We start from the raw sequence: 19,857 nt of genomic DNA on the forward strand, positions 1-19,857 counted from the left end.
AAAGGATTCCAGACTGTCAGAACCCCTATTTAGGTCTGCAATTTGCCTGGCGATCTGTCAAACAATGTATCATGATAGTCAGGCTTATCATGCATGGAAATTCGAGTCGTTCCCTGCCGTCCAGTCAGAGGGAGTCCCTGGCGGCTACATGCGATGTGCTTTCCAGCTTCTGGACGCAAGCCCGGCCTGGCTTGCGCTGCACGGCTGCAGCCGCCATCGCGTCCAGCTTTCCCGGTAATTTTTTGCGCCAGCAGCAGATTCATGAACAGTTCCCGCGTCGAGTCAGCCCCATCGGACCAGTTTCTGCAGGGTTTTTGCGAACTCGTCCAGGCGCAGCTGGAAGCAGCCAGCGCGGACCTGACGCAAACCGACAATCTGCTCGACGAAGCGATCGAACAGCTCAACACCTGTTTCAACGCGCTGGGCGAAGGCTTGCAGCAACATGAGGAAGCTAGAATGCCCGTCGATGGGCCCTCGCTGAGGCCGCATGTCCATCTGGCCATCACCAGCCTGCAATTCCATGATTTGACACGTCAACTGCTGCAACGCGTCAAGCTGCGCCTGCAAGGGCTGCAAATCGCTGCAGCTGCCGGACTGAGCCTGGAGGCGGCACCACAGAACGGGGCCCAGGCCCTCCAAGTACTCGAGACGCAACAGTCACAACTCGAATCCACCCTGCAGGGAGAGCTGCACCAGCAAGACCTCTCATGCGGCGACATCGAACTCTTCTAAACCGAACCAGCCATTTCCCGCCATGAAAGCCATCCTTGCTGTTGACGACTCCCGCTCGCTGAGACAAATGGTCAATTTCAGCCTCAAATCGGCCGGCTACGGCGTGACCGAGGCCGCCGACGGCGTCGAGGCACTCGCGCTGGCGAACCAGCGCCAGTTCGACCTGGTGCTGACCGACCAGAACATGCCGAACATGGACGGCCTGACGCTGATCAGGCAGCTGCGCCAGCTGCCCGGCTTCGCGCGCACGCCGATCCTGATGCTGACCACCGAATCCAGCGACGACATGAAGGCCCAGGGCCGGGCCGCCGGCGCCACCGGCTGGATCGTCAAGCCCTTCGACCCCGAGCGCCTGATCGCCGTGGTCAAGAAGGTGATCGGCTGAGGCTAGAACCCAGGGCGGCCCGATGGCAATCGATACCAGTCAGTTCTTTCAGATCTTCTTCGACGAAACCGAGGAATTGCTGCAGCAACTCGAAGCCCTGCTGCTCGATCTGGACATGCAGGCGCCCGACGTCGAGTCCCTGCACGCCATCTTCCGCATCGCCCATTCGATCAAGGGCAATGCCGCCACCTTCGGCTTTTCCGACCTGACCGACATCACCCATGTGATGGAGTCGCTGCTCGACGAGATCCGCCACGGCCATCTGCGCCTGACCGAGCTGCACCGTCACCTGATGCTCGAAGCCAAGGATGTGCTCAAGATGCAGCTCGACGGGCTGCAGCATGGGCTGGCGGTCGATGCCGAGCGGGTGCTGCAGGTGCGCGAGATGCTCGAGGCCCAGTGGAAGCAGGCCAGCCAGCCTGGCGCGGCAGCGGCTCCGGCGGAAGAGGACGAGGACCTGGGCTTCGGCTTCTTTGAGCCGCTCGAGGAGCTGCCGGCTGCCGCCGAGGCCGCGCCGCCATTGCCCCCTGCCCCAGCGGCCCAGCCCGTGGCGCCCTGCGCGCCCGAGTCGTCCACGCCCTCGCCGAAGCGCGACAGCAACGGCAGCCATGGCCTCGAGGCCTCGACGATACGGGTCAACATCGACAAGGTCGACCAGCTGATCAACCTGGTCGGCGAGCTCGTGATCACCCAGGCCATGATCTCGGCCTGCGGCAAGGATCTCGACCCGTCCGTGCACGACAAGCTGGTCCATGGCATCGAGCAGCTCAGCCGCAACACGCGCGACCTGCAGGACTCGGTGATGTCAATCCGCATGATGCCGATGGACTTCGTCTTCTCGCGCTTCCCGCGCCTGGTGCACGAGCTCTCGAGCAAGCTGGGCAAGCGGGTCGAGTTCGTGACCGAGGGCGGCGCGACCGAACTCGACAAGGGCCTGATCGAGAAGATCGTCGATCCCCTGACGCACCTGGTGCGCAACAGCGTGGACCACGGCATCGAGGCACCGCTGCAGCGGCAGCAAAGCGGCAAGAGCGAGGCTGGCTTGCTGCGGCTGTCGGCCACGCACCAGGGCAGCCATATCGTGATCGAGGTGGTTGATGACGGTGCCGGACTCGACCGCGCGAAGATCCTGCGCAAGGCTGCGGCCAGCGGCCTGGCGGTCTCGAACGAGATGAGCGACCAGGAGGTCTGGCAGCTGATCTGCCTGCCGGGCTTCTCGACCGCGGAGACCGTGACCGATGTCTCGGGTCGTGGCGTCGGCATGGACGTGGTCAGGCGCAACATCACGTCGCTGGGTGGCACGCTGGACATCAGCTCATCGCTTGGCCAGGGCACGCGCATCACGATCTCGCTGCCGCTGACGCTGGCGATACTCGACGGCATCTCGGTGCGGGTGGGCAGCGAGATCTACATCCTGCCGCTGAGCTATGTGGTCGAGTCCTTCCAGCCGGCGCAGGCGGACCTGCGCCACATCAGCGGCCAGGGCATGGTGATACGGGTGCGTGGCGAATACCTGCCAGTGCTCGCGCTGCACGAGCTGTTCGGCATCCAGCCCCGGTCGCAAGAGCCCTCGAGCGGCATCCTGGTGGTGGTGCAGATGGAGAGCCGCAAGGCCGCGCTCTGGATCGACGAGGTCATCGGCCAGCACCAGATCGTGGTCAAGAACCTCGAGACCCATTACCGCAAGGTGCCCAATATCTCGGGCGCGACCATCCTGTGGGATGGCAGCGTGTCGCTGATCGTCGACGTGGCGCATCTGCTGGGCCAGCAGCGCAGCCTGGCCGGGGCCTGAACCCGGGCTTCCTGGTGCCAGGAGGCAGCCGGCGGCGCGGGCCGTCGCGCGAGCGGCGGGTCAGCCTGGCTGCCAGGCGGGGCGCGCCCAGCCGCCCTGCTCAGTGCTTGAGCTTCTCGAGGATCTTGGTGATCTTCTCGTCCAGCGTCGCAGCGGTGAAGGGCTTGACGATGTAGCCGCTGGCGCCCGCCTGCGCGGCGGCAATGATGTTTTCCTTCTTGGCTTCGGCCGTGACCATCAGCACCGGCAGGGCCGACAGCGCGGGATCGGCGCGGATCGACTGCAGCAGCTGCAGACCGTCCATGACCGGCATGTTCCAGTCCGAGATCACGAAGTCGAAATTCTCGCGCTTGAGCTTGGCCAGGGCCGCGGAACCGTCCTCGGCCTCGTCGACGCTGGCATGGCCGAGCTCCTTGAGCAGGTTGCGCACGATGCGGCGCATGGTCGAAAAGTCGTCGACGACCAGGAATTTGAGAGTGGATTCAGACATGATGGGCGGAAATAAACGGGAAAAGGTCGGACGAACAAGACAATCGAAGCGGCCTCAGACGCGCAGCGCTCGACCGCTCTGCCGCGTCAAATGATCGAGCACCATGCTGGCGAGCCGGTCAATCGGGCCGATCTCGTGCACGGCGCCGGCAGCGATGGCTTCCTTGGGCATGCCAAACACCACGCAAGACGCTTCGTCCTGGGCGAAATTGTAAGCACCCGCCTGGCGCATCTCGAGCATGCCGGCGGCGCCATCGCGGCCCATGCCGGTCATGATGACGCCGACCGCGTTCTTGCCCGCATGCAGCGCGGCCGAGCGGAACAGCACGTCGACCGAGGGGCGGTGGCGGTTGACCGGCTCGGACTGCTCGATGCGGGTCATGTAGTTGGCGCCACTGCGCGCCAGCAGCAAGTGGGAATGGCCGGGCGCGATATACGCATGGCCGGGCAGGATGCGCTCGTCGCCACGCGCCTCGACCACGCTGATGCGGCTCAGGCTGTCGAGGCGGCGTGCGAACGAGGCGGTGAAGCCCTCGGGCATGTGCTGGGTGATCAGGATGCCGGGGCAGTCGGGCGGCATCTGGATCAAGAAGTCCTTGATCGCCTCGGTGCCGCCGGTGGAGGCGCCGATGATGATCAGCTTCTCGCTGCTGACCAGGCGGTTGCCGAGTGCCGGACGGCCGACGGGCGCCTTGGCCGGCTGGGCGCGCGCGCGCTGGACGATGCGATGCCTGGCCTGGTAGGCGGCCCGGATCTTGTCGGCCAGCAAGTCGGCATAGGCCTGCAGCCCACTGGCGATCGCGAGCTTGGGCTTGGCGACGAAGTCGACGGCGCCTAGCTCGAGCGCGCGCAGCGTGATCTCGGAGCCGCGGTCGGTCAGCGAGGACACCATGACCACCGGCATGGGCCGCAGCCGCATCAGGCGCTCGAGGAAGTCGAGGCCGTCCATGCGCGGCATCTCGACGTCGAGCGTCAGCACGTCGGGATTGGTCTGCTTGATCAGCTCGCGGGCGACCAGCGGATCAGGGGCCGTCCCTACCACCTCCATGTCGGGCTGGCTGCGCACGATCTCGGTCATGATGCGTCGCACCAGAGCGGAGTCGTCAATGATCAATACTTTGATGGTCATGTCTGCACTGCGCCGGCAGGGTCCCGGCAAGGTTCAAAAAAGGTCGATGTCGCCGCCGCTGACCGGCGCCTGTTTGAGGGTGGCGCCGAGGCGCTTCTGGTACTCGCGCTCGGTCGTCAGCACCGCGTTGTCGAGGTTCTGCTTGAGCTTGCGCACCATGACCTTGCCGCTGTGCGGGAAGAAGCAGATCTTGCGCGGGTAGATGTCGAGCAGGTCCTCGACCAGCACCGGGATGTTGTCGGTCTGCAGGTAGTTGAGCACGAAGCGGGCGTTGCGGGCGCCGACGTTGATCGAGGTCATGCCCGGCAGCACGTTGCCGCCGCCAAAGACCTTGGCCTCGAGGTGCTCGCGCCGCGCCCCGGCCTTGAGCAGGTCGTTGATCAGCACTTCCATCGCGTAGGCGCCGTAGCGCATCGACTCGGAAACCGGGCTGTCGGCATCGCCCGCGCCGTCGGGCAACAGGAAATGGTTCATGCCGCCAATGCCGCGCACGCGGTCCCGGATGCAGGCCGCGACGCAGGAGCCCAGCACCGTCGTCATCATCAGGTTCTGCTCGGTATAGAAATACTCGCCCGGCAAGATACGGACCGCCTTGCAGTCGAAGGTCTTGTCGAAGTAGTGGCCTTGCGCCAGCGGCTTGGTTTGCAACTTACTCATGCCTGATTGTGTATCTTCTGGCGCCGGTCAGGAGCGCGAGGCCTGACTGAGCTGGTAGACGGTCTTGCCGATCAGGGAAAAGTCCCGCGTGACGAAGGACAGGTTCTCCGAATGGCCCGCAAACAGCAAGCCGGACGGCTTGAGCAGGGGAGCAAAGCGGCTCAGGATCTGGCCCTGGGTCGGCTTGTCGAAGTAGATCATGACGTTGCGGCAGAACACCGCATCGAAAGGTCCCTTGATGGCCCACTTGTCGTCGAGCAGGTTGAGCGGCTTGAAGCTGATGAGCCGGCGCAGCTCGGGGCGCAGCCGCACATAACCGGCCTGCGGCCCCTTGCCGCGCAGGAAGAAGCGCTTGAGCCGCTCGGGCGACAGGCCGCTGACGCGCTCGAGCGGGTAGACACCGGCCTCGGCCTTGGCCAGCACCTGGGTATCGATGTCGGTCGCCAGGATGCGCGCCGGCGGCGTCAGCGTGCCAAAGGCCTCGCAGAGCGTGATCGCGAGCGAATAGGGTTCCTCGCCGGTCGAGCTGGCACAGCACCAGATCTCGATCGGACCCCCCTGGGCCTTGACATGCTCGGCCAGCACCGGGAAATGGTGCGCCTCGCGGAAGAAGGAGGTCAGGTTGGTCGTCAGCGCGTTGGTGAACTGCTCCCATTCGCTGCCGTTGGAATCGGCCTCGAGGGCGCGCAGGTAGCTGTCGAAGGAGTCGAGGCGCAACTGGCGCAAGCGGCGCGACAGCCGGCTGTAGACCATCTCCTGCTTGCCGTTGCCCAGGGCGATGCCGGCGCGCGCGTAGATCAGGCGGCGCACGCGCTCGAAGTCGTTCTGGGTGAACAGGAATTCCTTGCCGTCTCTGCCCTGGCGTGCCGTGGCATCGATGGCGGGCTGCAGGTCATTGCGCATCAGCATCACCGCCTCAGAACTCTTCCCAGTCGTCATCGCTCAAGGCGACCGGAGCCGCCTTGGCGCTCTTGTCGTCGCCTCCTGCCTGGCTCAGCGCCGGGCGCTTGAGTTCGGGCTCGGGCCGGCTGGCCGACGCAGCCTGGCGCGGGCTGGCAGCCGATGCCGGCCGCTTGAGCACCGAAGCCGGCTTGGCAGCAGCGACGGCCTTGGGCTTGACTGCAGCAGGCTTGGCTGCTGGCGCGGGCTTGGCGATTGCGACCGGCTGACGCGCAGGCAGAACGGCGTGCGGCTGGACCGAAGGCGTCTGAGGCGCAGAGAACTCGGCGTCCTGGCCAACCTTGAAGCTGCTGACCAGTTCGCGCAGCTGGGCGGCCTGCTCGCGCAAGGAACCGGAGGCTGCGGCAGCCTCCTCGACCAGGGCGGCGTTCTGCTGCGTCACCTGGTCCATCTGCGTGATGGCCGAATTGACCTGCTCGATGCCGGCGGTCTGCTCGATGCTCGAGGCCGAGACCTCGCCCATGATGTCGGTCACGCGCTTGACGCTGGTCACCATCTCGTGCATGGTGTCGCCGGTGCGGCCGACCTGCAGGCTACCCTGCTCGACCTTGGCGATCGAGTCGGCGATCAGGGTCTTGATCTCCTTGGCCGCCACCGCGCTGCGCTGCGCCAGGCTGCGCACCTCGGTCGCCACCACCGCGAAGCCGCGGCCCTGCTCGCCGGCGCGCGCGGCCTCGACCGCCGCATTGAGCGCCAGGATGTTGGTCTGGAAGGCGATGCCGTCGATCACGCCGATGATGTCGCCGATCTTGTGCGCCGAGCTGTTGATCGCCTGCATGGTCTCGACCACCTCGGTCATCTGCGCGCCGCCACGGCTGGCGACATCGGAGGCCGAGCTCGCCAGGCCATTGGCCTGGCGCGCGTTGTCGGCGTTCTGGCGCACCGTGGCCAGCAGCTGCTCCATCGAGGCGCTGATCTCCTCGAGGGCACTGGCCTGGCGCTCGGTGCGGCCCGACAGGTCGCCGTTGCCGGCCGCGATCTGGCCGGCGGCATCGACCACCTGGCCGGCACTGCCACGCACCTGCAGCACCATCTGGCGCAGGTTGGCCTGCATCAGTGACAGCGCGTGGACGATGCTGCCCTCGACCGCGTTGCGGGTATTGGGCATCGAGGTCAGGTCGCCCTGGGCGATCGTGCCGACCCAGCGCGTCACGTCGGCCGGCTCGCCGCCGAGCTGGCGCGTGACCGAACGGCCGCCGTGCAGCGAAATCGCGGTGCCGATGACCATGGTCGCGCCCATGCAGGCGAGCACCAGCAGCAGGCTGCCCCAGTCGGAGTCCAGCCGCTGGTCGAGCAACTCGCCGATCAGGGCCAGGCTGGCATCGGCGAGCGCGAGCTGCTGGTCGATCGACTCGGTCGTGGCCTGGAAATAGGCGGCGGCCGGATAGCTCAGCGCGCTGCCGGACGAGAGGTTGTCGTGCACGAGCGTCATGACCTTCTGCGAGGCGGCCTGGGCCGACTGCACCTGGTCCTTGAGGCGGGTGGAAACGACGTCGTTGAGGGCGAAGCTGTACTCGAAGCTGCCCTGGGCCCGGGTCTGCGCCTGCAGGCCCTGGGCCAGCAGCACGCCGACCTTGAGCTCGTCCTCGTTCGACATCGCCTGGGCGGTCAGGATGCCCGAGCCGACCGCGCGCAGCTGGCCCTGGGCCTCGGACAGGCTGAGCACCTCGTTGGCCGCGACGATCAGGTAGTAGTTCTCGGGCTGCGGATCGAGGATCAGCTTGGAGTCATTGAGGATGGAGCTGAAGACCTTGAAGGCATCGGCAATCACCGCGGTGTGCTCGGCAAAGCTCTCGGCGCGGGTCATGCCGCTGGCGTTGAGCTTGCTGCTCAGCGCCGCCCAGCGCTGGTTCAGCTTGTCCCATTGCTCCTGGGTCGCCGGCATGGACTGCGACTTGACATGGGCCTCGATCTTGGCCTGGCTGTCGGCGAGCGAACGCGCGACCGTCTTGAGCTTGTCCGCCGCCTGGGCGTTGCCCGCCAGACGCATCGAGGACAGGCCGCGATGCTGCTGCAGGTAGCGGATCACGTCGATCATGTCGCGCAGCGGCTGCACCCCGCGCTGCTCGTTCTGGGTCTGGCTGAGCGACGGCAGCTCGTGCTTGAGAAAGGAAAAGGTCGGCAGCGCAGCCAGCAGCAGGGACATGCAGCCCACGAGCAGGAAGCGGTAGCTGACCTTGATCTGGTTGAGGAAGTTCATCGAGGTTCCCGGGGAGAGACTAGGGACAGGCAGGCTGCAGCGCTGCGGCTTCTCAGGCCACGACCGCGTCGATCAGGCCCATCTCGGCGCTCGACATCAGCTTGTCGATGTCGATCAGGATCAGCATGCGCTCGTCCTGGGTACCGATGCCGACCAGGTAGTCGGTGCCGAAGGCCGCACCCATCTCCGGCGGCGGCTTGATCTCGTCGGACTTGAGCGTGATCACGTCAGAGACGGTATCGACCACCATGCCGACGATGCGACCGCTGATGTTGAGGATGATGACCACGGTCAGCGGGTCATAGGTCGGCGTGCCCAGGTTGAACTTGATGCGCATGTCGATGATCGGCACGATGATGCCGCGCAGGTTCACCACGCCCTTGATGAATTCAGGCACATTGGCGATGCGCGTGACCGCCTCGTAGCCACGGATTTCCTGCACCTTCAGGATGTCGATGCCGTACTCTTCCTTGCCCAGGGTGAAGGCCAGGAACTCCTGCCTCGGTCCGTCGGTGCTGTTGCCGCGGCCCCAGTTGCTGATCGCTGCGTCCTGCTTCTCACTTTGAATCATCACTGCTTCTCCATCTATGCAAAAAATAGTCAGACCGTTATCGGTATGCCGGCTCAACGCCCGCCGGCGAGCAGGAAGGCCACGTCAAGGATCAGCACCAGGCTGCCCTCGGCCGAACGCGCCGTGCCAGCGATGCCACGCGCGGGCATCGCGGTCAGCGGCTTGATCACCAGATCGGCGGTGCCCTCGACCAGGCAGACGCCGAGGATGTAGGGCTTGGGACTCGCGACCACGATGCCGATGCGTTCCTCGCGCGGCGTGTAGCCCAGCACCGAGGCCAGCGAGCGCACCGGCAAGGTACGGCCCTGGTCGCGGAACACCGGCTGGCCGCTCACGCTCATGAGTTCCTCGGGCAATTCGATCACGCGCTCGACCGCCGACATCGGCATGCCGACCAGCACCTCGCCAGCGCTGACCAGCATGGTCGGGACAATCGACAGCTCGATCGGCAGCCGGATCGAGAAACAGGTCCCCTGCCCCAGGGTCGACTCGATGTGGATGGTGCCGCGATGCTTCTCGACCGTGGTCTTGACCACGTCCATGCCGACGCCACGGCCCGACACGCTGGAGGCCTGGGCCTTGGTCGAGAGTCCGGGCAGGAAGGCCAGTTGCAGCGCATCCTCGTCGCTGACGACCAGGTGCTCGCCGATCAGGCCCAGGGTCTTGGCCTTGTGGCGCAGGCGCTCGGGGTCCATGCCGGCGCCGTCGTCGGCGACCTCGATCACGACATTGCCGGCTTCCTGCCAGGCGCGCAGCGAAATGCGGGCCTTTTCCGGCTTGCCGGCGGCCAGCCGCTTCTCGGCCGGCTCGACACCATGGTCGAGCGAGTTGCGCAACATGTGCACCAGCGGGTCGTAGAGGCTGTCGACCACGATGCGGTCAACCTCGGTCTCGGCCCCCTCGATGACGAGCTCGACCTGCTTGCCGAGGTCGCGCGAGAGATCGCGCACCAGACGCGGAAAGCGCTGGAACAGGCGGCCGACCGGCTGCATGCGGGTTGCCAGCGTGGCGCGCTGCAGCTCGGAGGTGTAGCGCGCCGCGCGCTGCAGCGTCTCGGCCAGGGCCGACATCAGCAGCATCGCCTCGTCTTCCTGCTTGAACAGCATCAGCTTCTCGAACAGCGCACCGGCCTGGTTGGCGGCCTGCACCGACTCGCCCGCCACTTCGAGCAGGGCGTCGAGCTTGTCGGCACGCACGCGCAGGCTCTCCTCCTTGGCGGACACCTGCTGCTGGCCATCGGGCGCCGGCTGGGCCTCGGCGGCTTCGCGCCGATCGGGCAGCTCGCGCCGGTCGGCCTGGGCAGCACGGCGCTCGGGCTCGATCGCCGGCAGGGCCGGCTCTTCCTCGGGAGGCGTGCCGAAATCGTCCAGCTCCGACGCGATAGACGCAGCGGCCCCGAGCGCCGAGGCTGGCAGCAAGGCTTCGTAGTAGGCCTGCCAGTCGATCTGACCGGGCAGGTTCTGCGGGCCAGGAGCGGCCGCCTGCGGCTGCTGGACCGGCGCAGGCTCGGACGCCACCGGCGCAGGCTCGGTTGCAGCCGCCTTGTCCTCGCCGATGCCTGCCATCACCGCGGTCAGGCGGTCCTCGAGTGCCGCCGGCATGGCGGGCAGCTGCTCGGGATTGACACCCTCGGCCAGCGCCGCGAGCTGGTCGGCGACGAAGCCGCTGGCCTCGAGCGCCACATCGATCGCCTGCTGGGTCACGGGCGCCGCGCCGGTGCGCAAGGCATCGAACAGGTTCTCGGTCAGATGGCAGGCCGCCACCACCGAAGGCAGGTTCATGAAGCCGGCGCTGCCCTTGATCGTGTGGAAGGCGCGGAACACCGCGTTCAGGATCTCGTGGCTGTCCGGCTGCAACTCGAGCGCCAGCAGATTGTCCTCAACTTGCGCCGCCAGCTCCAAGGCCTCGACGACGAACTCTTGCAGCATGTCGTCGATCATCAGAACCCCAGTTCGCCAAGCAAGCTGTCGACATCGGTCTGCCGCATCGAGGCCGTGGGCACGTTGGGGCCCGACAGCAGATCGACCTCGGCGTTGCGCGAAATGATCGGTGCGTAGTCGCGCAGCAACTGCGTCAACTGGCTCTCCAGATTGCCGGTCAGGGTCACCACCTTCTTGATGATCTGGCCGGTGATGTCCTGGAAGTCCTGCGCCATCATGATGTCCATCAGGCGCGCCTTCTCGGCGTCGGCGCCGGTGGCGACCCAGTCGGAGAAGTCGCGCGAATCGGCCGCCAGCTGCTTGAACTCGTCGAGGCTGAGCTTGCCCTCGAACATGGCCTGCCAGCGCTGCGACATCTCCTGCGCCTGGCGCGTCAACGCATCCTGGGCCGGCAGGCTCTCGTCAACCGCGTTGAGCACCTTGTTGGCCGCCTGCTCGGTCAGCGAAGCGATGTATTTCAGCCGCTCCTGCGAGTCGAACATCTCATGCACGGCATCGAACAGCGGGCGGTCCTGCCCGAGCTGGCGCAGCGCATCGTGCAGCTCGCGCACGATCAGACCCAGGCGGGTGTACATCGGCAGCGGCAACTGGTCGGCCGACTCGGGCAGATGGCTGCCCGGCTCCGGCAGCGTTTCCGCCGGACCGGGATCGGCCGCCACCGGCGCGGGCGCCGGGCTCACGGCTTCGCTGACCTCTGCCTCCAGGGGCTTGGCGCTGACACCAGCCTGATGCTGGGCGGCAGCCGCTTCGAACAAGGCGTCAAGATCGTCCAAATCGTCGCTCATCCATTCACTCCTGATTGCTGCTCACGCGACGGCGCGAGCGAGCTTGAAAACATTCATCGCCTGGCGCAACTGATCGGCTTGCTGGACCAGGCTTTCCGACGCCGCAGCGTTTTGCTCGACCAGGGCCGCGTTTTGCTGGGTCACCGAATCGAGGTGCACCACGGCGGTATTGATCTGGTTGATCCCCTGATTCTGCTCCTGCGTCAGGACGGCCAACTCGCCCATGATCTGCGAGACATCCTTGACCGACTTGACGATCTCCTCCATGGTCGCGGTGGCCTGTCCCACCTGGCGGGTACCTGCCTGCACCTTGGCAATCGAGTCGCCGATCAGCTGCTTGATGTCCTTGGCCGCTGCCGCCGAACGTCCGGCCAGGCTGCGCACCTCGCCCGCGACGACGGCAAAGCCGCGACCCTGCTCGCCGGCACGAGCCGCCTCGACCGAGGCATTGAGCGCCAGGATATTGGTCTGGAACGCGATGCCGTCGATCAAGCCGATGATATCGACGATCTTTTCGGCCGAAGCGCTGATCTCGTTCATCGTGCCACCGAAATGCGAGATCACCTCGCCGCCCTGCGAGGCCACGCCCGACGCCTTGGCCGCGAGCTGGTTGGCCTGCAGGGAATTGTCGACGCTCTGGTGCATGTTCGAGACGAACTGCTCCAGGCTGGCGGCCGTTTCCTCGAGGCTGGCGGCCTGGGCTTCGGTGCGCTGGGACAGGCTGAGGTTGCCAGCGGCGATCTCGGTCATGCCGGCCTGCATGGTGTCGACGTTGTCGCGCACATCGCCGACGATGGTGTTGAGGTTGAGCGCGACCTGCCTGAGGGCACGCAGCAGCTGGCTGAATTCATCGGTGCCCGCCACCTCGAGCTCGATCTTCATGTCGCCACCGGCAATCGTGCGCGCGACCCGGGTCGCATGCTCCAGCGGTGCAACGACCTGCCGGTACAGCGTGACCCAGAGCCACAGCGCCAGCAACAGGCCACAGAGCGACAGCAGGCCAAGCAGGCCCGGACCGGGCACCTGGCCCAGCAGGGCCGACAGCCCGAGGGCCGCCAGACCGGCGCTGGGCAAGCCCAGCCCCAGGGCCAGGCGCACGCTCAGGCGGGTCTTGCCGAGCTTGGCCCAGAAGCCGGCCAGGCCGGTGCGGACCACCGCTCCCTGCTCGATTGCCAGGCCCTGGGCCCGGCCCTCGCGGAACTGGCGGTAGATCGGCTCGACCGCCTGGATCGCTTCGCGCGCGGGCTTGGTGCGCACCGACATGTAGCCCGTGATCTGACCGTTCTCGTAGACCGGGGTCACGTTGGCATTGACCCAGTAGAAATCCCCGTTCTTGCAGCGGTTCTTGACCAGGCCCGTCCACGGAATGCCCTGCTTGAGGGTGGCCCACATGTCCTCGAACGCCTCGGGCGGCATGTCGGGGTGACGCACGATGTTGTGCGGCTGGCCCAGCAACTCATCCTCGGAGAAACCGCTGACTTCCACGAAGTAGGGGTTGACGTAAGTGATGCGGCTCTGGGTGTCGGTCATCGACACGATGGATCGGGTGTCGCTGAGCAGGTGTTCACGCTGGGTAACGGGCTGGTTGACGCGCATATTGTTTTTGTTCTTTGGAAACGAAGCTGACTGACTGATATTAACGGCAAAAAATTGCTGGAATTTATACTAAATACTCAAGAAGCTAAGATTTTCATTTCCTCACGAACCGTTCAAGGTAATAGTCTTCAGCCTGCCCTCGTTCATCGCGGCATCCTCGGCCCGCTTGTTGAGCAAGATGATGCTGATGCGGCGGTTGTTCGGGTTGAGCGGATCGTCGGGCTCGAGCAGCACCGCCGAGGACAGGCCGATGACACGGATCAGCCGCCCCTCGTCGAGACCGCCGCCGATCAGCACGCGCCGCGCCGCATTGGCCCGGTCGGCCGACAGCTCCCAGTTGCTGTAGCTCTTGCCGCCGCCCGCAAAGGGCGTGGCGTCGGTGTGGCCCGCCAGGCTGATGCGGTTGGGCATGCCGTTGAGCACCGGGGCGATCTCGCGCAGGATGTCCTGGGCATAAGGCTGCAGCTGGGCGCTGGCGAGCGCGAACATGGGCCGGTTCTGCTCATCGACGATCTGCACGCGCAAGCCCTCGGAGCTGACGTCGAGCAGCAGCTGCTTCTTGAACGGCTGGAGCTTGGGGCTGTCCTCGATCAGGGTCTCGAGCTTGCGCTTCATCTCCTGCATCTTGCGGGCCTCGACCTTCTCGCTGGCCTCATCCTGGCCGGAGGTGTCCGGCTTGCGCACCGGGCTGGGGCCGTCGCCCGCGCTCATGCCCTGCTGCATCAGGTCGCGTCCGCCCCCCGGCATGATGATGTTGCTCGCGCCGCTGGACGGTCCGCCGAGCAGCGAGGTCTTGAGCGGCGTCTGGAAATACTCCGAAATGCCCTTGAGCTTGGCGCCATCGACCGACCCCAGCAGCCACATCAGCAGGAAGAAGGCCATCATCGCGGTCACGAAGTCGGCATAGGCGATCTTCCAGGCGCCGCCATGCCCGCCTCCGGACACCTTCTTGATGCGCTTGACGACGATGGTCGGTGTTTTCTTGTCGGCCATGCGCGCTTACCTCGACTTGGCTTGCTTGATCTGCTCCTCGAGCTCCATGAAGGTGGGACGCTCGGTCGAGAACAGCACCTTGCGGCCGAACTCGACCGCCACCGTCGGCGGGTAGCCGTTGAGGCTGGCCAGCAGGGTCACCTTGATGCACTGGAAGGTCTTGGACGACTCGTGCAGCTTTTGCTCGAGCAGGCCCGCCAGCGGCGCGATGAAGCCATAGGCCAGCAGGATGCCCAGGAAGGTACCGACCAGGGCATGGGCAATCAGGATGCCGAGCTCGGCCGGCGGCAAGCCGACCGACTCCATGGTGTGGACCACCCCCATCACCGCCGCCACGATGCCGAAGGCCGGCAGGCCGTCGGCGATCTTGGAGATGCAATGCACCGGCACCTCGGCCTCGGCGTGGTGGGTGTCGATCTCGTTGTCCATCAGGTTCTCGAGCTGGAACGGGTCCATATTGCCCGACATCATCAGGCGCAGGTAGTCGGTGATGAACTCGAGCATGTGGTGGTCGGCCAGCACCAGCGGGTACTTGGAGAACAGCTCGCTTTGCTCGGGCTGCTCGATGTCGCCCTCGATGGCCATCATGCCGTCGCTGCGGATCTTGTTGAGCAGCGCGAACAGCAGCAGCATCAGCTCGAGATAGAGCGCGCGGTTGTAGCGCGAGCCCTTAAACAGGGTCGGCAGCGCCTGCATGGTGGCCTTGATCGCCTTGCCGTTGTTGCCGGCAATGAAGGCGCCGAGGGCGGCGCCACCGATCATCAGCACCTCCAGCGGCTGGAAAAGCACGACGATGTTGCCGCCAGCCAGGGCAAAGCCGCCCAGCACCGCAGCCACCACCACGATATAGCCCAGAATCACGAACACGACAACTTCTCCCAAAAAACGGCAGTCAGATCCGGCCCCATGCCGGCCGCCAGCACGCCATCAGTCCCCATGTGCCAGACATAGAGCGGTGGCACGCCCGCCAGCCCCGACCCAGGCAGCGCAATGGCGGCCTGGCCGGGAACGGCGAACTCGCAGCTGACGAAGCAGGCGCCCGGCTTGAGTTGAGCGGCCAGCTGTTGCCACAGCGCCGGCATGGCCGCCGGCGACAGGTAGGCCAATACCAGATCGTAAGGCGAGAGGTCATGCTGCCGGTAATCCTGGCGCAGGAAACGGCAGGCACTGCCTTGCCAGCGCGCCCGGCAACGGCTCCACAGCCAGGGCAGCGGCGCGAGCTCCAGCCCCAGCACCACAGGCGCGCCGGGCTGGCGCGCCAGATGGAGCGCCAGGCCCCCGAGGCCGCTGCCGAGATCGATCGCACGGGCACCAGGCCGCACCGGCAGGCAACGCGCCATCAGGTCCCAGACTGCAGGCCCGGATGCATAGAGCGGCACCCGGGTGGAAAAGGTCGTCCAGTAGACCAGCGCCAGCGCGACAAAGGCGCCCAGGAAGACGATGGGCGGCCAGTGCAGCGCGACAGCGCCATGCAGCGCAGCCGGGAAGACGGCATTGATCGCCAGCCACCAGGACGGCAGGCGCAGCCAGGCGCTCAGCAAGGCGCCGCTCAAGGCCTGGCAGGCCAGCCCGACCCAGGCCGAGGGCGGCTGCAAGCCCAGGGTCACCAGCAGCCAGCCGGCCAGCAGCACGCCGGCCGAAGCCCATTGCGGATAAGCCTGGGACCAGGCGACCAGCGCCGGCCCGGACTCAGTCCGGCTGGGTCGATCCGGCGCGGGCATCGAGCACCTTGCGCGTTTTGCCGGCGCGCGAAGGCACGCGGCAGAGCCCGCAGACGAAGCGCTGGCGACGCTGCGGCTGGACGATGAATTCACCACCGCACTGGCGGCAGCGCGCCGTCTCCAGCATCGAGCTGTTCAGGAAGCGCACCAGCGTCCAGGCCCGCGTGAGCGAGAGCACCGGCTCGGCACCCGGCTCGGGCGGCATCTGCTCGAGGTACAGGCGGTAGGCCTTGACCAGGGCATCGATGGATTCGAGCCCGGCATGCTGCATCAACTGGCGATGGATGCCGATGAAGAGCGAGGCGTGGATATTGGGCTGCCAGGTCAGGAACCAGTCGGTAGAGAACGGCAGCATGCCCTTGGGCGGGGATACGCCCAGCAGCTCCTTGTAGAGCTTGAGCAGGCGGTCGCGCGACAGGGTGGTCTCGGTCTCGAGCAACTGCAGCCGCGCGCCCAGCAGGATCAGGTCGATCGCGAGCTGGATCTCGCGCGACTCGCCCAGCACGGTCCTGGTCTTGCGGACCGGTCTTGCGCCAGCGGCGGCCGCAGCGGGCAGGCTGGCATCACGGGTCACAGGATCTCCTCGACCGGCTGGCCCGCCAGCAGGATGGCGGAATGCGCATGGGCGAGCTGGCGCTCCTTGCTGTCATGGGTGAGCATGCCGAGGATGGCGCCATCGTCGAAGCGGAAACGGGTCAGCATCATCGGGCTGCTCGCGAGCTTGATGATCTGGGCCGTGCTCAGGTTGTCGATCAACTGCGCGATTTCCTGGCTGATGCCGAGGCGATAGACCGCCATGGCCTGGTCCTCGCGGACCATGCGCTGAGCCAGCATCAGATAGCTCAGGTTGATGTCCCTGACTTCATCCATCAAGTTGCTACGATCCATCTCCCAACTCCAGGCTTTTGTCACGGCCATGCAGCGGCCTCAACACAGGTCAAATTGAACAGCGAGAAAACTTCCCACATTCATTTCGCAATCAAATGTATCATAAAACACAGAAATCAAGGTCATTTTCGACAACAAAACAACATAAAAACAAATAGCCCGGATTTCCACATCTGGGGAACTTGGCAGCCACGCTAGAGTCACAGCTTGTCCTACCCAGCCCACATCCTTGCCATGTCACAAGTCTTTGCACGGCGCCATCTGCGGGGCGCCCACCTGTTCGGCCTGCTGCTGCTGCTCATCGTCGGCGCCAGCGGCCAGGGGGCCTTGTATTGGCTGGAAGGCATCGCCGCCGACACACAGCTGCTCAGGCAGGCGCTGCAACACCAGCAACAGGCCCGCCAGGCGCTGGACGGACTGCGCACCGGCATCGAGCAGGCGCTGCAGCCGCAGGCCCAGGCCGAGCAGGAAGCACTGACGCAGGACGAGGCCAGCCTGTTCCTCGATGCGCATGCGACCGAGGTCGGCGCGGCGTTGGCCGCGCTCGAGGCGCTGCCGCTGGACGAACCGAGCCGCAGCGCGCTGCAGGCCCTGCGACCGACTCTCAAGGGCAGGCTGGCCGACATCCAGGGCGTGGCCCTGATCGGCCTGAAGACCGGTAGCACCAACCACCTGCCCGCGATCCGGCGCGCCCTCGACCGGCTGACCCACGAGCTCGACCAGTTCCAGTCCCTGCTGCTGGTCGAGCTGCAAGCCAGCCAGCAGGCTGCGGCCAGTGCACGGCAGCAGTCCCAGCTCGCGCTGGCCGCCCTGACAGGCCTGGCCCTATTGACCCTGCTGGCCAGCGGCACCTGGCAAGACCGCAAGCGGCAGGACCAGACCCAGGAGGAAGCGGCTACACTGCAGCCCCCGGCTCAAGCACCGGCACAGGACAGACCGCAGACCGTCGCCATCGAACGGGCCAAAGATCCGCAACAGGGCGAGACGCTCGCCATGCTGCGCCAGCTAAGCCAGAGCACCGACCAGCTGACACGGCTGGTCAGCCAGATCAAGACGCCGCCAGTCGCGACGGCCAGCCCCCCCACCCCAGCCCGACCAGCAGCCGCGCAGGTATCACGCCCGCCCAGCGCCGAGCCAGCGCGCGCCGCCCAGGCGCCGCATCCGATGGCCGACCTCGCGGGCGCGATCGACGACATCGCCTTCCAGAGCAGCATGCTGGCCATGAACGCCGAGGCCGCGCGCAGTGGCGCTCCTGGCCAGGACATCGCCCAGCTGGTTGACGAGGTGCGCCTGCTGGCCAGCCGCTCGGCCCAGACCGCCAAGGCCTTCAAGAGCCGCATCCAGCCCCAGCCTGCGATCGAACCCGTCACCGAACCCGCCAGGGAGCCCGCCAAGGCCAACTTGGCCGAACCCCGCCAGCCGACAACGCTCGAACCGGATGACGACGATGCCGGCGGCGTGGTGGTGCAGATCCGGCAGACCGTCGAACTGCCGCCCGCACCGCTGGCAGCCGCCAGGAAACAGCAGGACAAGGTGGTGGCACTCGAGCCGCATTTGGCAGCGCGCCAGGACGACGCCGAGCCGCAGTCAGCCAAGGCCAAGCCCAGCTCGACCGTGCTCAGGACCGGCAGCCTGCTGCGGACCCGGGGCTGAAGAACCCCGGGATTGATCAGGTGCGCAGGAAGCCGTAGACCTTCTCGAGCGCATCCCAGCCACTGTTCTTGAGCGCCGAGTTGGTCTGGGCAGCCCAGTTGGTGTCGTGCTGGAAACGGCGGCAGAACACCTGCACCGTCTGGCTCAGCTCGGCCGGGCCGGGCAGCTCGGCATCGGCGTTGCAGCGCGCGGCCAGCATCAGCCGCAGCAGGCCGAAGCGCGAGACGAGCATCAGGTAATCCTCGTAGGGCGTCGCGCCCTGGAAGGGAAACAGGTCACGGAAGATCTCGTTGAGCAGGTAATGCTCGAGCAGCTGGGGCGCCGCCTGCATGGCTTCGGCCAACCGATCGAGACCGCAGCGGTAATGCTCGACCAGTTGCTCGCTGCTTGCCTGCCCCGTTCCGGCATCCGCCCCCAGGCCGCGCGCGACGGCCTCCTGCACCGCTTGCTGCACGGGCGACAGCCTGCGACCCAGCTTGCCCTGCCACAGCAGGGCAAAGACCTGGGCCTGGATCGCGTGATTGGGCTGGAGTCCGCGCAGCGCGTCGAATACCAGGCCCTCTTCGACCATGGCCACGAAGTCCTGCAGCAGCGCCGGTATGCCCGCATGACCCGCCTGCTGCAGTGTGGCGGTCAGGCGCTCGCAGAAAACGCCCAGCACCGCCAGCCTCTGCCACAGCTCCAGCCCTTCGGTGCGCAGCAGCTGCAGGCAGAAGACCCGGACTTCGTTCATGGTCGACAGCGACAGGCCGAACCTGGGCTTGACGGCCTCAATCGTGCCAGCGCGCACCTGCAGCGGCATCTCGACGAAGTCGAAGGCATCGGGCTGCAACAGCGCCTGGCGCGCGGCCTCGGGGCAGGACAGGGTCAGCGACTGCTCGAGTTGGCCATTGAAGTCGCGCGAGGTGCGCGGGTAGGTGGCGCAGATGTTGGACAGGTAGTCCTCGCCCAGGTTGCGCTGGACCGCGCACAGGCGCTGCTCCAGGAAGGGGCATTCATGACTGGTGGCATCAAGCTCGATGCGCGCATAGTTGGCATCGCTGGCCTGGCTGCGCTGGCGCTTGACCCGCCGCTCCAGACGCTCGGCCAGCACCGGCACCTTGAGCTGACGGTAGGCATTGAAGGTCTTCTTGTCCAGGTTCACGCGCCAGCCGGTGCAGCAGTTGTCCTCGCAATCCGGGCCGATGCAGGCAAAGCGGCTGACATGCAGCGGAACGAGCGCCGTCAAGGTGCGCTTGGGGTGCAGAAGGCTCATGACAGGGATCCTGGACAGAGGCTGGAATGGCACCGAGTTTGACACAGGCCAGGGCTGGAAATTTTTTCAAAAAAAATCGTCAGCCACCCTCAAGTCCAGTCGCGGGGCGCC

General features: G+C 66.1%; 19 protein-coding genes. 4 read left to right on the top strand and 15 right to left on the bottom strand.

Translation table 11 applies throughout. The annotated features are described in order from the left end of the window. Nucleotides 1-261: 261 nt before the first annotated feature. The 3 genes from C6P64_RS17945 to C6P64_RS09760 are packed head-to-tail and all read left to right on the top strand — an operon-like array spanning nucleotide 262 to nucleotide 2,909. Nucleotides 262-732 carry a hypothetical protein gene (locus C6P64_RS17945; RefSeq protein WP_146115893.1) on the top strand — a complete coding sequence of 157 codons (471 nt, stop codon included), beginning with the start codon at nucleotides 262-264 and terminating at the stop codon, nucleotides 730-732. 22 nt (nucleotides 733-754) lie between these two features. Continuing rightward, nucleotides 755-1,117, top strand: coding sequence for a response regulator (locus C6P64_RS09755; RefSeq protein WP_105748375.1), 363 nt, complete (start codon nucleotides 755-757; stop codon nucleotides 1,115-1,117). Between the two features lie 22 nt (nucleotides 1,118-1,139). Beyond that, on the top strand, nucleotides 1,140-2,909 hold the full coding sequence (locus C6P64_RS09760) for a chemotaxis protein CheA (RefSeq protein ID WP_105748376.1): 1,770 nt from the start codon (nucleotides 1,140-1,142) through the stop codon (nucleotides 2,907-2,909). A gap of 100 nt (nucleotides 2,910-3,009) precedes the next feature. Here C6P64_RS09760 and cheY read toward each other — a convergent pair whose 3' ends face one another. The 14 genes from cheY to flhD form a co-directional block, all read right to left on the bottom strand. After that, entirely contained in the window at nucleotides 3,010-3,399 is a 390-nt protein-coding gene (gene cheY, locus C6P64_RS09765) for a chemotaxis response regulator CheY (RefSeq protein ID WP_105748377.1), read from the bottom strand. Nucleotides 3,400-3,453: 54 nt separating this feature from the next. Further along, nucleotides 3,454-4,527, bottom strand: a complete 1,074-nt coding sequence (locus C6P64_RS09770) for a protein-glutamate methylesterase/protein-glutamine glutaminase (protein WP_105748378.1) — start codon at nucleotides 4,525-4,527, stop codon at nucleotides 3,454-3,456. 33 nt (nucleotides 4,528-4,560) lie between these two features. Further along, nucleotides 4,561-5,184, bottom strand: coding sequence for a chemoreceptor glutamine deamidase CheD (cheD, locus tag C6P64_RS09775; RefSeq protein WP_105748379.1), 624 nt, complete (start codon nucleotides 5,182-5,184; stop codon nucleotides 4,561-4,563). 27 nt (nucleotides 5,185-5,211) lie between these two features. Further along, nucleotides 5,212-6,087, bottom strand: a complete 876-nt coding sequence (locus C6P64_RS09780) for a CheR family methyltransferase (protein ID WP_105748455.1) — start codon at nucleotides 6,085-6,087, stop codon at nucleotides 5,212-5,214. Between the two features lie 13 nt (nucleotides 6,088-6,100). After that, nucleotides 6,101-8,344, bottom strand: a complete 2,244-nt coding sequence (locus C6P64_RS18715) for a methyl-accepting chemotaxis protein (protein ID WP_281257960.1) — start codon at nucleotides 8,342-8,344, stop codon at nucleotides 6,101-6,103. 52 nt (nucleotides 8,345-8,396) lie between these two features. After that, on the bottom strand, nucleotides 8,397-8,915 hold the full coding sequence (locus C6P64_RS09790) for a chemotaxis protein CheW (RefSeq protein WP_105748380.1): 519 nt from the start codon (nucleotides 8,913-8,915) through the stop codon (nucleotides 8,397-8,399). Nucleotides 8,916-8,968: 53 nt separating this feature from the next. Further along, nucleotides 8,969-10,855: a chemotaxis protein CheA gene (locus tag C6P64_RS09795; protein ID WP_105748381.1), complete on the bottom strand. Its 1,887-nt coding sequence runs from the start codon at nucleotides 10,853-10,855 to the stop codon at nucleotides 8,969-8,971. Then, nucleotides 10,855-11,640, bottom strand: a complete 786-nt coding sequence (locus tag C6P64_RS09800; protein WP_105748382.1) for a protein phosphatase CheZ — start codon at nucleotides 11,638-11,640, stop codon at nucleotides 10,855-10,857. The genes C6P64_RS09795 and C6P64_RS09800 overlap by 1 nt, the downstream gene beginning before the upstream one ends. Nucleotides 11,641-11,661: 21 nt before the next feature. Then, nucleotides 11,662-13,236: a methyl-accepting chemotaxis protein gene (locus tag C6P64_RS09805; protein ID WP_105748383.1), complete on the bottom strand. Its 1,575-nt coding sequence runs from the start codon at nucleotides 13,234-13,236 to the stop codon at nucleotides 11,662-11,664. A 102-nt stretch (nucleotides 13,237-13,338) separates the two neighbouring features. Further along, nucleotides 13,339-14,229: a flagellar motor protein MotB gene (motB, locus tag C6P64_RS09810; protein WP_105748384.1), complete on the bottom strand. Its 891-nt coding sequence runs from the start codon at nucleotides 14,227-14,229 to the stop codon at nucleotides 13,339-13,341. A 6-nt stretch (nucleotides 14,230-14,235) separates the two neighbouring features. Continuing rightward, on the bottom strand, nucleotides 14,236-15,096 hold the full coding sequence (motA, locus tag C6P64_RS09815) for a flagellar motor stator protein MotA (protein WP_105748385.1): 861 nt from the start codon (nucleotides 15,094-15,096) through the stop codon (nucleotides 14,236-14,238). After that, nucleotides 15,087-15,950, bottom strand: coding sequence for a class I SAM-dependent methyltransferase (locus C6P64_RS09820; RefSeq protein ID WP_105748386.1), 864 nt, complete (start codon nucleotides 15,948-15,950; stop codon nucleotides 15,087-15,089). Before C6P64_RS09820 ends, motA begins: the two co-directional genes overlap by 10 nt. After that, a complete protein-coding gene (gene flhC, locus C6P64_RS09825; protein WP_245911694.1) occupies nucleotides 15,919-16,506 on the bottom strand; it encodes a flagellar transcriptional regulator FlhC in 588 nt (195 codons plus the stop codon). Before flhC ends, C6P64_RS09820 begins: the two co-directional genes overlap by 32 nt. 14 nt (nucleotides 16,507-16,520) lie before the next feature. Then, complete coding sequence (flhD, locus tag C6P64_RS09830; protein ID WP_105748387.1) at nucleotides 16,521-16,838, bottom strand: flagellar transcriptional regulator FlhD; 318 nt, start codon at nucleotides 16,836-16,838, stop codon at nucleotides 16,521-16,523. Between the two features lie 234 nt (nucleotides 16,839-17,072). Here flhD and C6P64_RS09835 point away from each other — a divergent pair, with 234 nt between their 5' ends. Then, a complete protein-coding gene (locus C6P64_RS09835) occupies nucleotides 17,073-18,491 on the top strand; it encodes a methyl-accepting chemotaxis protein (RefSeq protein WP_105748388.1) in 1,419 nt (472 codons plus the stop codon). Nucleotides 18,492-18,507: 16 nt separating this feature from the next. Here C6P64_RS09835 and fliB read toward each other — a convergent pair whose 3' ends face one another. After that, entirely contained in the window at nucleotides 18,508-19,746 is a 1,239-nt protein-coding gene (fliB, locus tag C6P64_RS09840) for a flagellin lysine-N-methylase (RefSeq protein WP_105748389.1), read from the bottom strand. Nucleotides 19,747-19,857: the final 111 nt, after the last annotated feature.

Origin of the sequence: Malikia granosa (assembly GCF_002980595.1) — a bacterium.
GTDB classification, from domain to species: domain Bacteria; phylum Pseudomonadota; class Gammaproteobacteria; order Burkholderiales; family Burkholderiaceae_C; genus Malikia; species Malikia granosa.

Coding starts and splice junctions, on each gene's coding strand:
- C6P64_RS17945 (WP_146115893.1), top strand. CDS start 262: ATGAACAGTTCCCGCGTCGAGTCAGCCCCATCGGACCAGTTTCTGCAG.
- C6P64_RS09755 (WP_105748375.1), top strand. CDS start 755: ATGAAAGCCATCCTTGCTGTTGACGACTCCCGCTCGCTGAGACAAATG.
- C6P64_RS09760 (WP_105748376.1), top strand. CDS start 1,140: ATGGCAATCGATACCAGTCAGTTCTTTCAGATCTTCTTCGACGAAACC.
- cheY (WP_105748377.1), bottom strand. CDS start 3,399: ATGTCTGAATCCACTCTCAAATTCCTGGTCGTCGACGACTTTTCGACC.
- C6P64_RS09770 (WP_105748378.1), bottom strand. CDS start 4,527: ATGACCATCAAAGTATTGATCATTGACGACTCCGCTCTGGTGCGACGC.
- cheD (WP_105748379.1), bottom strand. CDS start 5,184: ATGAGTAAGTTGCAAACCAAGCCGCTGGCGCAAGGCCACTACTTCGAC.
- C6P64_RS09780 (WP_105748455.1), bottom strand. CDS start 6,087: ATGCGCAATGACCTGCAGCCCGCCATCGATGCCACGGCACGCCAGGGC.
- C6P64_RS18715 (WP_281257960.1), bottom strand. CDS start 8,344: ATGAACTTCCTCAACCAGATCAAGGTCAGCTACCGCTTCCTGCTCGTG.
- C6P64_RS09790 (WP_105748380.1), bottom strand. CDS start 8,915: ATGATTCAAAGTGAGAAGCAGGACGCAGCGATCAGCAACTGGGGCCGC.
- C6P64_RS09795 (WP_105748381.1), bottom strand. CDS start 10,855: ATGATCGACGACATGCTGCAAGAGTTCGTCGTCGAGGCCTTGGAGCTG.
- C6P64_RS09800 (WP_105748382.1), bottom strand. CDS start 11,640: ATGAGCGACGATTTGGACGATCTTGACGCCTTGTTCGAAGCGGCTGCC.
- C6P64_RS09805 (WP_105748383.1), bottom strand. CDS start 13,236: ATGCGCGTCAACCAGCCCGTTACCCAGCGTGAACACCTGCTCAGCGAC.
- motB (WP_105748384.1), bottom strand. CDS start 14,229: ATGGCCGACAAGAAAACACCGACCATCGTCGTCAAGCGCATCAAGAAG.
- C6P64_RS09820 (WP_105748386.1), bottom strand. CDS start 15,950: ATGCCCGCGCCGGATCGACCCAGCCGGACTGAGTCCGGGCCGGCGCTG.
- flhD (WP_105748387.1), bottom strand. CDS start 16,838: ATGGATCGTAGCAACTTGATGGATGAAGTCAGGGACATCAACCTGAGC.
- C6P64_RS09835 (WP_105748388.1), top strand. CDS start 17,073: ATGTCACAAGTCTTTGCACGGCGCCATCTGCGGGGCGCCCACCTGTTC.
- fliB (WP_105748389.1), bottom strand. CDS start 19,746: ATGAGCCTTCTGCACCCCAAGCGCACCTTGACGGCGCTCGTTCCGCTG.